This is a genomic window from Neisseria sp. P0020.S005 (assembly GCF_051957055.1).
Taxonomy (GTDB): domain Bacteria; phylum Pseudomonadota; class Gammaproteobacteria; order Burkholderiales; family Neisseriaceae; genus Neisseria; species Neisseria subflava_A.
Genome location: NZ_JBQCWV010000006.1, coordinates 123,533 through 136,832, shown reverse-complemented (window position 1 = coordinate 136,832; position 13,300 = coordinate 123,533). Strand labels below are relative to the sequence as shown.

General features: G+C 50.0%; 9 protein-coding genes and 1 pseudogene. 6 read left to right on the top strand and 4 right to left on the bottom strand.

The window, feature by feature from the left end; all coding sequences use genetic code 11:
• Positions 1-88: pseudogene (locus tag ACTHTU_RS06755) on the bottom strand (IS1595 family transposase); the annotation flags it as partial.
• Between the two features lie 85 nt (positions 89-173).
• On the opposite strand from ACTHTU_RS06755, the gene ACTHTU_RS06750 reads away from it, so the two are divergent.
• The 3 genes from ACTHTU_RS06750 to ACTHTU_RS06740 are packed head-to-tail and all read left to right on the top strand — an operon-like array spanning position 174 to position 6,128.
• Positions 174-1,442 carry an efflux RND transporter periplasmic adaptor subunit gene (locus ACTHTU_RS06750; protein WP_314592072.1) on the top strand — a complete coding sequence of 423 codons (1,269 nt, stop codon included), beginning with the start codon at positions 174-176 and terminating at the stop codon, positions 1,440-1,442.
• Positions 1,443-1,453: 11 nt separating this feature from the next.
• Positions 1,454-4,666 (top strand): efflux RND transporter permease subunit, encoded by a 3,213-nt coding sequence (locus ACTHTU_RS06745; protein ID WP_440362140.1) that lies wholly within the window; start codon positions 1,454-1,456, stop codon positions 4,664-4,666.
• Between the two features lie 55 nt (positions 4,667-4,721).
• Positions 4,722-6,128: an efflux transporter outer membrane subunit gene (locus ACTHTU_RS06740; protein WP_440362139.1), complete on the top strand. Its 1,407-nt coding sequence runs from the start codon at positions 4,722-4,724 to the stop codon at positions 6,126-6,128.
• Positions 6,129-6,198: 70 nt separating this feature from the next.
• On the opposite strand, the gene ACTHTU_RS06735 is transcribed toward ACTHTU_RS06740, so the two are convergent.
• Entirely contained in the window at positions 6,199-7,536 is a 1,338-nt protein-coding gene (locus ACTHTU_RS06735; protein WP_440362138.1) for a GTPase/DUF3482 domain-containing protein, read from the bottom strand.
• A 571-nt stretch (positions 7,537-8,107) separates the two neighbouring features.
• Positions 8,108-8,569, bottom strand: a complete 462-nt coding sequence (locus ACTHTU_RS06730) for a winged helix-turn-helix transcriptional regulator (RefSeq protein WP_079453694.1) — start codon at positions 8,567-8,569, stop codon at positions 8,108-8,110.
• Between the two features lie 216 nt (positions 8,570-8,785).
• On the opposite strand from ACTHTU_RS06730, the gene alr reads away from it, so the two are divergent.
• Positions 8,786-9,844 (top strand): alanine racemase, encoded by a 1,059-nt coding sequence (gene alr, locus ACTHTU_RS06725; protein ID WP_440362137.1) that lies wholly within the window; start codon positions 8,786-8,788, stop codon positions 9,842-9,844.
• A 59-nt stretch (positions 9,845-9,903) separates the two neighbouring features.
• Here the strand turns inward: alr and ACTHTU_RS06720 are convergent, their stop codons facing one another.
• Positions 9,904-10,647: a pseudouridine synthase gene (locus ACTHTU_RS06720; RefSeq protein WP_440362136.1), complete on the bottom strand. Its 744-nt coding sequence runs from the start codon at positions 10,645-10,647 to the stop codon at positions 9,904-9,906.
• Between the two features lie 332 nt (positions 10,648-10,979).
• Here ACTHTU_RS06720 and ACTHTU_RS06715 point away from each other — a divergent pair, with 332 nt between their 5' ends.
• Both ACTHTU_RS06715 and ACTHTU_RS06710 read left to right on the top strand, forming a co-directional pair.
• The gene (locus ACTHTU_RS06715) at positions 10,980-13,061 is read left to right on the top strand and encodes a carbon starvation CstA family protein (protein WP_070607528.1); all 2,082 of its coding nucleotides are present in this window, start codon (positions 10,980-10,982) and stop codon (positions 13,059-13,061) included.
• A complete protein-coding gene (locus tag ACTHTU_RS06710) occupies positions 13,051-13,245 on the top strand; it encodes a YbdD/YjiX family protein (protein WP_049343946.1) in 195 nt (64 codons plus the stop codon). The genes ACTHTU_RS06715 and ACTHTU_RS06710 overlap by 11 nt, the downstream gene beginning before the upstream one ends.
• The last annotated feature ends 55 nt before the right edge of the window (positions 13,246-13,300 follow it).

Here is a 13,300-nt window from a genome sequence, read left to right as displayed (position 1 = left end):
CAGCGGAACGGGCGGTAACTTGGAGTACAAAAAATTCAAGTAGTTTCTTTTGAACTCTCTTGCTTAATTTACAATTGGTTATCTGCATTTTCGTAGCCTAGCATAACTGCTAATCTACGTCAGCCCCATTTTTAATTAGTCAAACCCTTATTTATCATAGAGATAGGAAAATTATGGCTCTTTATGCTTCTAAAATGATGCGTGTCGCGGCAATTGCAGCAGCTACTGCGTTGGCGCTTTCCGCTTGCGGCAAAGGCGATGAAAAAGCAGCCGGCCAACAGGCGCAAGGCAGTCAGCAACAGCAAAAACAACCTGCGCCTGAAGTCCGCGTGGTCACTGTGCATCCGGAAACCGTTGCATTGACAACCGAGTTGCCGGGCCGTCTGGAGTCATTGCGTACTGCCGAAGTTCGCGCCCAAGTCGGCGGTATTTTGCAAAAACGACTGTTCCAAGAGGGCAGCTATGTTCAAGCCGGTCAGCCTTTGTACCAAATCGACAGCTCAACTTATGAAGCAAATTTAGAAAGCGCACGCGCCCAGTTGGCAAGTGCGCAAGCTACTTTGGCTAAAGCGAATGCCGACTTAGCCCGCTATAAACCGCTGGTTGCCGCCGATGCCATCAGCCAACAAGAATATGATGCAGCCGTAACGGCCAAGCGTTCAGCAGAGGCAGGCGTCAAATCCGCTCAAGCAGCTATCAAATCTGCCGGTATCAGCCTGAACCGCTCCCGCATTACTGCGCCGATTTCCGGCTTTATCGGTCAATCTAAAGTTTCTGAAGGTACGCTGCTGAATTCCGGTGATACCACCGTTTTGGCCACCATCCAACAAACCAACCCGATGTATGTCAACGTTACCCAGTCTGCGAGTGAGGTCATGAAACTGCGTCAACAGGTTGCCGAAGGCAAATTATTGGCGGCAAACGGCGCGATTGCAGTGGATATCAAATTTGACGACGGTACGGTTTACCCTGAAAAAGGCCGTCTGCTGTTTGCAGATCCGACTGTCAATGAAACGACTGGTCAAATTACCTTGCGCGCCGCCATTCCTAACGACAGAAATATCTTGATGCCGGGCTTGTATGTGCGCGTATTGATGGAACAAGTGGCTGTGGATAATGCATTTGTGGTGCCGCAACAAGCAGTTACCCGTGGTTCGCAAGATACGGTGATGGTGGTGAATGACAAGAGCGAAATGGAAGCGCGTGTCGTGACCATTGCCCAACAGCAAGGTAGCAATTGGGTGATTACAGACGGCCTGAAAGACGGCGACAAAGTGATTGTTGAAGGCATCAGCATTGCCGCTATGTCGGGTGCTAAACAGGTAACGCCGAAAGAATGGACGCCACCTGCAAACGCTGCGGCAGCAACACCGGCAGTTTCAGACGGCCAGGCTGCATCCGAGGCCAAGCCTGAAGCTAAAGCTGCATCTGAAGCCAAATAAGGAACGCGTGAATGTCTAAGTTTTTTATTGACCGCCCCATCTTTGCATGGGTTATTGCGATTTTTATCATCGCAGCGGGTATTTTCGGCATTCAAAAACTGCCGATTTCCCAATATCCGTCCGTTGCCGCACCGACCATTACTTTGCGCGCTACTTATCCGGGCGCTTCTGCTCAGGTAATGGAAGACAGCGTACTGGCCGTTATCGAACGTAATATGTACGGTGTGGAAGGTTTGGACTATATGACGACTTCTGCTAATTCCAGCGGCAGCGGCAGCGTCAGTCTGACGTTTACACCGGAAACCAATGAAGATTTGGCGCAGGTAGACGTGCAGAACAAATTGTCGGAAGTGTTGTCCACATTGCCCTCTACCGTACAGCAATATGGTGTAACCGTATCTAAAGCGCGTTCCAACTTCTTGCAAGTGGTCATGCTTTCTTCTGAAAAGCAATCCATTGAGGAAATGAACGATTACGCCCAGCGCAATATCATTCCTGAACTGCAGCGTATCGACGGGGTAGGGCAGGTACAATTGTTTGGTGCGCAACGCGCCATGCGTATTTGGGTTGACCCGAAAAAACTGCAAAACTACAACTTGTCTTTTGCAACGGTAACCAACGCACTGGCTACTCAAAATATCCAAATTTCTGCAGGCTCTATCGGCTCTTTGCCGGCGGCTGCAGGTCAGACTATTTCAGCAACCGTTACAGCGCAAGGTCAGCTGAGCACTGCTGAAGAGTTCGGCAACATCATTTTGGTATCCAATACCGACGGCTCGAATGTCTATCTGAAAGACGTTGCCAAAGTCAGCTTGGGTATGCAGGACTATTCTTCTTCCACCCGCTTGAACGGCGTGAATACCACCGGTATGGCAGTGATGCTGTCTAACAGCGGTAACGCTTTGGCAACAGCGACTGCTGTGAAAGAAAAAATGGCGGTTTTGCAGAAGTATTTCCCAGACGGTATGAGCTGGAAAGTTCCTTACGATACTTCCAAATTTGTGGAAATTTCGATTGAGAAAGTGATCCATACGCTTTTGGAAGCCATTGTTTTGGTATTCTTGGTGATGTATCTCTTCCTGCAAAACATCCGCTATACGCTGATTCCGACTATTGTTGTACCGATTTCCCTGTTGGGCGGTTTTGCCTTTATCTCATACATGGGTATGTCGATTAACGTATTGACCATGTTTGCGATGGTATTGGTGATCGGTATTGTGGTCGATGACGCGATTGTGGTCGTTGAAAACGTTGAGCGTATTATGGCGAGCGAAGGTTTGTCGCCTAAGGCTGCCACCAAAAAAGCGATGGGTCAGATTTCCGGCGCGGTTATCGGTATTACTGCCGTGTTGATGTCCGTATTTGTGCCACTGGCAATGTTTAGCGGTGCAACCGGTAACATTTACAAACAGTTTGCCTTGACCATGGCGGCATCTATCGGCTTCTCCGCATTCCTTGCCTTGACGCTGACTCCGGCATTGTGTGCCACCATGCTCAAACCGATTCAGAAGGGTCATCACGAAGAGAAAAAAGGTTTCTTCGGTTGGTTTAACAAAAAATTCGACAGCTGGACACACGGCTACGAAGGCTGGGTTGCCAAAGTCTTGCGCAAGACTTTACGCATGATGGTTGTCTATATTGGTTTGACTGTTGTGGGCGTATTCCTGTTTATGCGTCTGCCGACTTCCTTCTTGCCGACTGAAGACCAAGGTAACTTGATGTTGAGCGTACAGCTGCCTGCCGGCGCGACCAAAGAGCGTACCGATGCAACTTTGGCTCAAATCACTCAACTGGCGAAATCTGTACCTGAGATCGAGAACATTATTACCGTTTCCGGCTTTAGTTTTAGCGGTTCCGGCCAAAACATGGCTTTGGGCTTTGTCATTCTGAAAGACTGGAGCGAACGTACTGCTCCGGGCAGCGATGCGACTTCTATTTCCGGTAAGTTGACCGGCATGATGATGGCTACGCTGAAAGACGGTTTCGGTTTGGCGATTGTGCCTCCTGCCATTATGGAATTGGGTACAGGCTCCGGCTTGACGATTTACCTGCAAGACCGTAACAACAGCGGCCATGCTGCATTGTTGGCCAAGCGTAATGAGTTGATTGACAAAATGCGTAAAAGCGGTTTATTTAACCCAAGTACCGTTCGTGCGAGCGGTTTGGAAGATGCGCCGCAGTTGAAAATCGACATCAACCGTGCCGCAGCAGCCGCACAAGGTATTTCGTTCTCCGATATCCGTACTGCTTTGGCTTCTTCTTTGGGTTCGTCTTATGTCAACGACTTCCCGAATCAAGGCCGTCTGCAACGCGTGATGGTACAAGCTGATGCGAGTGCCCGTATGCAGCCTGCCGATATTCTGAACCTGACTGTACCGAATAAATCCGGCGTTGCCGTACCGCTTTCTACCATTGCTACTGTTTCTTGGGAAACCGGTATGGAACAAAGCGTCCGCTTCAATGGTTATCCGGCAATGGAGCTTTCCGGCTCTCCTGTTAATGGCGTATCTTCCGGTCAAGCCATGGCTGCGGTACAGCAAATGGTTGATGAAATGGGCGGCGGTTACAGTCTGGAATGGGGCGGTCAGTCTCGTGAAGAGGCTAAAGGCGGCTCGCAAACTGTCGTGTTGTACGCATTGGCCGCTGCCGCTGTATTCTTGGTATTGGCTGCTTTGTACGAAAGCTGGTCTATCCCGTTGGCGGTTATCCTTGTGATTCCGTTGGGCTTGATTGGCGCGGCATTGGGCGTGACCGGCCGTAACATGTTTGAAGCACTGCTGGGCAGTATTCCGGCATACGCCAACGATATCTACTTCCAAGTCGGTTTCGTTACGGTGATGGGTTTGAGTGCGAAAAATGCGATTTTGATTATCGAATTTGCCAAAGACCTGCAAGCGCAAGGCAAGAGCGCACTGGAAGCTGCGCTTGCCGCTGCACACCTGCGTTTCCGTCCGATTATCATGACTTCGTTCGCCTTCATCTTGGGCGTGGTGCCGCTCTATGTTGCCAGCGGTGCCAGCTCCGCTAGCCAACGTGCGATTGGTACGACCGTGTTCTGGGGGATGTTGATCGGTACGATTCTGTCCGTGTTCCTTGTGCCTTTGTTCTATGTGGTTGTGCGCAAATTCTTTAAAGAAACTGCACACGAGCATGAGATGGCCGCCAAACACGCCGCTGAAGCCGGCATGATTGAAGACGGTAAACACGATTCAGACAAGCACTAAAGCAAAGGCCGTCTGAAAATTTTCAGACGGCCTCAAAATGCTAAAGGATTCTAAAATGAAGAAGATTACATTCAAACCTGTACTGACCGCCGTTGCCGCAGCCGTGGCTTTGTCGGCCTGTACCATGATGCCGAAATATGAGCAGCCTCAAGTTGCCGTTGCCGATACGTTTAAATACGACACTGTTGACGACGGTATCCGTGCTGCCGAATTGGGTTGGCAAGACTATTTTGCCGATCCGCGCCTTCACCGCCTGATTGACATCGCATTGGAACGCAATACCGATTTGCGTACAGCCGCGCTGAATGCGGAAATCTACCGCAAGCAATATATGATTGCGCGTAATAATTTGTTGCCAACCGTCAATGCCAGCGGTACAGGTTCGCGTCAAGGCAGTTTGAGCGGCGGCAGCGTCAGCAGCCAATACAGCGTGGGTTTGGGCGCAGCCTCTTATGAACTTGACCTTTTCGGTCGTGTCCGCAGTACCAGCGAAGCCGCGTTGCAAGGTTATTTCAATGTGGCCGCCAACCGCGATGCAGCGCATCTGACCTTGATTTCTACCGTTGCTAAAGCCTACTTTAACGAACGCTACGCTGAAGAAACCATGGCATTGGCTCAACGCGTGTTGCAAACCCGTGAAGCGACTTACAAGCTCTCGCAATTGCGTCATAAGGCCGGTGTGATTTCCGCCGTTGATTTGCGCCAACAGGAGGCCCTGATTGAATCGGCCAAAGCCGATTACGCATCCGCGGTAAAAAACCGCGAGCAAGCGCGCAATTCCTTGGCTATGTTGATTAATCAGCCTTTGCCCGAAGACTTGCCTGCCGGTTTACCTTTGAGCAAGCAGTTCAAATTGACCAAACTGCCTGCCGGTTTGAGTTCGGACGTGTTGCTCAATCGTCCGGATATCCGTGCGGCCGAACACGCGCTCAAACAAGCCAATGCCAATATTGGTGCGGCTCGTGCGGCATTTTTCCCACGCATCAGCCTGACCGGTTCTGTCGGTACAGCTTCCGGCGAGTTGAGCGGCCTGTTTAAGAGCGGCACGGGTATTTGGGCGTTTGCACCGTCCATCACGCTGCCTATCTTTGACTGGGGTACCAACAAAGCCAATCTTGACGTAGCCAAACTGCGCCAACAGGCACAAATCGTTGCTTATGAAGCCGCTGTTCAATCCGCATTTAAAGACGTTTCCAATGCTTTGGTTGCGCGCGAACAGCTGGATAAAAGCTATGAAGCGCTGAGCAAACAAAGCCGCGCCTACAACGACAGCCTGCGCCTCATCAGCCTGCGCTACAAACATGGTGTATCCAGCGCATTGGATTTATTGGATGCCGAACGCAGCAGTTACGGCGCGGATACTGCTCTTTTAGCCAATCAGCTGACCCGTCTGGAAAACCTTGCCGACTTGTATAAAGCACTTGGCGGAGGTTTGAAACGCGAAACCAAAGCTGCTGAATAAGTATTTGCTAAGATTAAAAGGCCGTCTGAAACATTTGGGTTTCAGACGGCCTTTTTGTTATGCGGCCATTCTAAGCTTTTAATTTCTCGCTTAAAGTGGCGACATAGACTGCGCGTTCGTTACGGCTGGCTTCGGGCTGGTGTGTGTTGAGCGAAGACCATTTGCGGTTGCTGCGCGCTTTGTTGAGTTCGCTTGGTAATTTTGCCGCATTCCATGGCGCTTTGCGTTCTTTTAGCTCGATATGCGATTGAGCCGCGTGGCCGCGTGTTTGCAAGACGTGCAACAAATCCAGTGCGCGTGCGGCGAGCAGGGTAAGGGTTTCCGGATCGGTATGCAGGGTTTGTCGGCCGTTGATTTTGTCGGTGATGTCTTGGGCATTGGGCAAAATACCGCCCAATAGTCCGCCGATGGCTGTACCCAAACCAAGCGAGCCGCCAAGCGTGGCAATATCCAAGCCTAGACCGATGAGTGCGCCTGCGGTTGCGCCGGTACCGGTACGGATGCCGTAATGTTTGAGCAACTCGCTGTCAAACGGATCTTGTTTGAAGGCTTTGGGCATCCATGTGCTGTCGCTGCCGACTTCGTCGTGATAGAAGCGGTAAAGTGTGAACAGGCGTTGTTGCATTTGCCGCTCAAGTTGGCGGATTTCCGATTGCATGACTTCCAAAGTCGGGGCAGGGTCGTCGTTTTCGGCAATTTCTTGGGTAAATGCGGCGGCATCCAGTAGAAAATCGGCAATTTCACGGCGCGCTTCCGTATCCAGCCGTTGCCACTCGCGACGGCGCATATTGATGAGGCGGTCGAGGATGTCGCGCTTAGGTAACATGGTGGCGAGGTTGTCCCACAATCGGATTTCGCCTTCAAAGTCGAAGGCAACGGTATCGAAACCGGCGTAAACATGCAGGTTTCTGCGGGCGAGCATGTTGGTCCAAGCGGTCAGGTCTTGATTTTGGGTGAAGTTGAACACGGGCATGATGGGCTTAGCGCACCAAGACAAAATGGTCAGCTCGTCTTTGTATTTGTCGAGGACGGGTTCCCGCGCGTCGATGACGTACATGGCCATATCGCTTTGCATGACTTGGCGCAGCACTTTTGCCTCTTGGTTGAATTCGTGATGCGCTTCATGATTGCTGAGGAATTGCTGAATGCGCTCAATACCGTCATCGCGTGCAGATGTGTGGGTTTCCAGCCAGTCCAACACGCCGCCGGCATCTTCAAGGCCGGGTGTGTCGTAGAGATAAACCAAGCTGTCGTCGCCGTCGTTGATAAGGGCTTCTTCGACATGGCGCGTGGTGGATGGCGCGTTTTTCACTTCGCCGAAGGTACTGTCGCGCAAAAGCGTACGTAAGAGTGAGGTTTTGCCTGTGTTGGTATGGCCGACGACGGTAAGGGAAAGTGGGGTGGTCATGGTCTTTGGGTTGGGTTGATATGGACTATGAATGTGTGAGTATGGGGCCGTTTATCTTTAGTGACAATATATGTTTCAGACGGCCTTAAATTTTTTATATATGGGCGAAAATAGCAAGAAAAAGAGGGGAATAGCGGATTTGTTGTTTTTTAGCAAAATACTTGAAAATAGATAGGAAAACAGTTGACAGGAGGGTAGAAGGCTAGGATAATTCGCGCCGTTGAGTTGCTTGATGCAGCTTGATTTTTCTCCTCTATTTCTCCTTTGTAGACTTGGCGCATATCAAAACGGTATGCGCATTTTTTTATCTGCATTGAAACATGATTACATTTAAGATCTGTAAATCGAATAATTAAGAAACTTTACAAGAAAAATACTTGCGCGCTTGAATCTCTTGTTGCATAATTCGTTTCGTTAGCTGGTTCGAGTAGTCAGTTAATAGTTTCTCCTCTATTTCTCCTTTGTAGACTTGGCACACATTCTGTCGGATGTGTGCATTTTTTTGCCTATTTAAAATAAAGGCCGTCTGAATGTTGTAATCTTTCAGATGGCCTTTGTTTATCGAATAGAATTAGATGTCTAATACTACTTCTTCTTTGACTTCTTCCATGACAACATAGCTGCGGCTTTCGGACGCAGCCGGCAGTTGCAGCAGGATATTGCCAAGCATATCGCGATAGGCGGACATATTGGGCAGGCGGACTTTGATAAGGTAGTCGTATTCGCCGGAGACCAAGTGGCATTCCAAAATTTGCGGAATTTTTAGCACTTCGCGTTTGAAGTCTTCAAAAATATTGCCGGATTTGGAACGCAGTTTCAGCTCGACAAAGACCAAGAGGCTTTGACCTAAAGCATGAGGATTCAGATGGGCGTGATAGCCGGTAATAAGGTTGTCGCGTTCCAAGCGGCGGACGCGTTCGGTTACCGGTGTGGTGGAGAGGCCGACTTTTTCAGCCAATTCGGTCATGGGGATACGTGCGTTTTGTTGTAGGAGCTTGAGAATTTTTAAGTCGGTTTTGTCGAGTTCTTTCATGGCCTTGATGTCTGTCGTTTTCATTTGGATTGAATCATAACCTTAAAACAGGCTGAGAAGAAGCATAAATGCCTAAAGGCGCGCATGATTTCTAGATTATGAATAGATTAATCTTGTGTATTTCATGGAATCCTGTGTAGTTTTTGACCTATAATATTTACTTCAAAGTAATAGGGCAGGCCGTCTGAAACGGAATGCCGATAAGAGGAATACATTATGCGTCCGCTCAATGCGCAAATCCGTTTGGATAATTTACGTCAAAATTATCGTTTTCTCAAAGAGTTGCATGGCAATAAATTGTTGGCTGTGATTAAGGCCGATGCTTACGGGCATGGCGCGGTCAGATGTGCACACGCGTTGGCGGATATTGCCGACGGCTTTGCGGTGGCAACGGTAGATGAAGGCGTGGAGCTGCGTCAAAACGGCATTAAAAACCCGATTATTTTGTTGGAAGGCGTATTTGATGCTGCGGAGTATGCGGATGTTGACTGTTATGATTTGTGGCCGGCAATCGGCAGCCAATGGCAGCTGGAGGCGTTTGTGCATCATGAGTGGCAACGTCCGACAACCGTATGGCTGAAAATGGACTCTGGTATGCATCGTGCCGGTTTCTTTCCGCATAACTATGCAGCCGCCTATACGGCATTGAAACAATCCGAATCGGTTGAAAATATTGTGAAATTCAGCCATTTTTCCTGCGCGGACGAGCCGGAAAACGGCATGACCGAAATGCAGCTTGAAGCGTTTGATTTGGCGTGTGAGGGTTTGGAAGGCGAAGAGAGCTTGGCCAATTCCGCCGCGATTTTGAACGTGCCTGAAGCGCGCCGCGATTGGGGTCGTGCCGGTCTGGTCTTGTATGGCATTTCGCCTTTCGGCGGCGTGGATGAGCGTTTGAAACCTGTTATGCGTCTGACTTCCCGCGTTTTCGGCGAACGCGTGTTGCAGCCGCATTCTCCGATTGGTTACGGCGCAACGTTCTACACCAGCAAATCCACCCGTGTCGGTTTGATTGCCTGCGGCTATGCCGACGGTTATCCGCGTCGCGCTTCCACTAATTCTCCAGTTGCCATCGATGGCAAACGCAGCCGTATTATCGGCAGGGTGTCTATGGATATGATTACGGTCGAACTTGAAGCCTCGAAAGAGGGCTTGGGCGCGGAAGTCGAGCTTTGGGGCGATGTGATTAATATCAATGAAGTTTCCGAAGTTGCCGGTATGATTCCGTACGAAATCCTCTGCAATATCAAACGTGCGAAGTTTACGTATATTGAGTAATCAGTAAAAGATCAGGCCGTCTGAAATATGTTTTCAGACGGCCTGTTTGTTATCTGCAATTAAAACGATTCGTCAGTGCGTAAATAACGCCATTTGCCCGGCGGCAGTCGGCCGAGTTTGACTTTGCCCATGCGGATGCGTTTCAAACCGATGACGCGCAGGCCGACCAGTTCGCACATGCGGCGGATTTGGCGTTTTTTGCCTTGTCGCAAAATAAAGCGCAACTGGTCTTCGTTTTGCCATTCGACTTTGGCGGGGCGCAACTTTTCGCCGTCCAAACTCAAGCCATGGTTGAGCAGGGCGAGGCCTTTGTCGTCCAGTTTGCCGCGGACGCGGACGAGGTATTCTTTTTCGCTGCTGCTGTTTTCGCCAATCAGTTGCTTGGCAATGCGGCCGTCCTGGGTGAGTACCAATAATCCGACAGAGTCGATATCCAGGCGGCCGGCAGGGGCCAAGCCGAATTTGTGCTTTTCACTGAAAGGGATACGGCTGTCATCGCCTTCCCAATGGTTGTCGGCTGTGATGAGTTCGGCGGCGGATTTATAGCCTTTTTCTGCCTGCGCGCTGACGTAGCCGACGGGCTTATTTAGCAGGATGGTTACGCGCGCTGCTTGTTTTTCATGGGCTTGTTTGTTGAGGTCGATGCGGTCGCGCTCGGTGACTTTTTGACCGAGTACGGCGGTTTGGCCGTTGACTTTGACCCAGCCTTGCTCGATGTAGCCGTCTGCCTCGCGGCGCGAGCATAAGCCCAATTGCGCCATGCGTTTGGAGAGGCGCATGGTTTCGGAATCGTTGTTTTGCATGGTATGGCAATATAGAAGAAATGGGAATGTCGGATTATAGCATTGACCGTTTGTCAGGCCGTCTGAAAACTGAATTTTTGGGTTTTCAGACGGCCTTGCGTTTGTTATATGTTAAGGAATATTTGGATTTGAAGTAAAAAATGAAGGGTATATTGTCTGTTTGTGTTAACCTTACGGGCGAACTAATCATTTTGTTTTTTGTCGAATTCGGGTTGAAATGACATTTCACTCATAAAATCTATGAAGACTAAAATGATTGGTCTTTCTAAAGAGCATGAAGGCAGTTTGTCGCTAAAACAAGCTTTCGTGTATCACGTTTTAAGGATAAATCAATGAAATCGCTCAAATCATTTTTGATTTGGGGCATTGTGGTTTTGGTCGGCCTGGCCTCCTTTACCACTTTGGCCCTCAGTCGCGGCGAGCAGGTCAGTGCGATTTGGATGGTTACGGCCGCCATTTCGGTATACTGTATTGCCTACCGTTTTTACAGTCTTTACATTGCCAACCGTGTGATGCAGCTTGATCCTAACCGTCTGACTCCGGCAGAACGCCACAATGACGGCTTGGACTATGTGCCCACACATAAAGGCGTACTGTTCGGCCACCACTTTGCCGCGATTGCCGGCGCAGGTCCTTTGGTCGGTCCTGTATTGGCAGCGCAAATGGGTTATCTGCCCGGTACTTTGTGGATTATCTTCGGCGTGGTGTTTGCCGGTGCCGTACAGGATATGATGGTCTTGTTCGTCTCCATGCGCCGTGACGGTAAGTCTTTGGGCGATATCGTGAAACAAGAACTTGGTACTGTTCCCGGCGTGATTGCATCCATCGGTATTTTGATGATTATGGTCATCATTATGGCGGTGTTGGCGCTGATTGTGGTGAAAGCATTGGTTCACAGCCCTTGGGGTACATTCACCATCGCAGCGACTATGCCGATTGCTCTGTTTATGGGTATTTACACCCGTTATATCCGTCCGGGCAAAATTGGCGAGATTTCCATCGTCGGCTTTATTTTGCTGATGTTGGCCGTGATTTACGGTGAAGATGTTGCCCACAGCTCCTTTGGTCACTGGTTTGACCTTGACGGCATTCAGCTGACTTGGGCGATTATGATTTACGGTTTCGTGGCTTCCGTATTGCCGGTTTGGCTCTTGCTGACTCCGCGCGACTATCTGTCTACCTTCCTGAAAATTGGTACGATTGCAGCTTTGGCTTTGGGTATCGTTATTGTTAACCCGACTCTGCAAATGCCTGCAGTTACCCACTTTATCGATGGTTCAGGCCCGGTATTCTCCGGTGCATTGTTCCCATTCTTGTTCATTACCATCGCTTGTGGTGCGGTTTCAGGCTTCCATGCGTTGATTTCTTCAGGTACCACGCCAAAAATGGTGGAAAACGAAACCCACGTCCGCATGATCGGTTACGGTGGCATGATTATGGAAAGCTTTGTGGCCATTATGGCGCTGGCTGCCGCCGCTTCGCTTGATCCAGGAGTGTACTTCGCGATGAACAGCCCGGCCGCGCTGATTGGTACAGATGCCAATACAGCTGCCGAAGTCATCACCACTAAACTGAATTTCTCTGTTGATGCCGCAACTCTGTTGCATACTGCTAAAGAAGTGGGCGAAAACACCATTCTGTCCCGTGCAGGCGGTGCGCCAACCCTTGCAGTCGGTATGGCACACATCATGAGCCGTCTGATTCCGGGTGAAGCCATGATGGCGTTCTGGTATCACTTTGCTTTGCTGTTTGAAGCCTTGTTCATCTTGACCGCGGTTGACGCCGGTACACGCGTTGCTCGTTTCATGATTCAAGACTTGGGCAGTATCTTCTACAAACCATTCGGTAACACAGACTCTATCCCTGCCAACTTGGTTGCCACATTCTTTGCCGTGGCATTGTGGGGTTACTTCCTCTATACCGGCGTAACCGACCCTCTGGGCGGTATTAACTCGCTCTGGCCGTTGTTTGGTATCGCCAACCAAATGCTTGCAGGCGTAGCGTTGATTATGTGTACCGTTGTATTGGTGAAAATGAAACGCGACCGCTATGTTTGGGTAACCTTGGTTCCTGCTGTCGGCGTATTGTTCGTAACCTGCTATGCCGGTTTGCAAAAACTGTTCCACAGCGACCCACGCGTCAGCTTCTTAGCTCATGCAGGCAAATACCGCGATGCCTTGGCCTCAGGCGAAGTCCTTGCCCCAGCTAAAGACATTGGCGAAATGTCACAAATCATCTTCAACGACCAAATCAATGCCGGTCTGACCGCTTTGTTCCTGGCAGTTGTCGTGATTGTCGCCGTGTACGGTTTCCGTACCGCCATGAAAGCCCGTAAAGTCGGTTGGCCAACTGCTAAAGAAATTCCAGCAGTGTACCGCGACGGTAAACAGCCGGAGGCTCAGCATGAAGCATAAGCTCGCATCTTGGTGGAAAACCATCAAGTTGACAGCAAACTTGATGGCCGGTGTCCCAGATTATGAAAACTACGTTGCCCGCCAGCGCAAACATAATCCCAATGCGCCGGTCATGACCGAGCTGCAATTCCAAGACTACTGCCGCAAACGCCGTTGCGGCAGCAACGGCGGACGATGTTGTTAATGAAGGCATGAAAAAAGGCCGTCTGAAAATACTTTCAGACGGCCTTTTTAGTTCG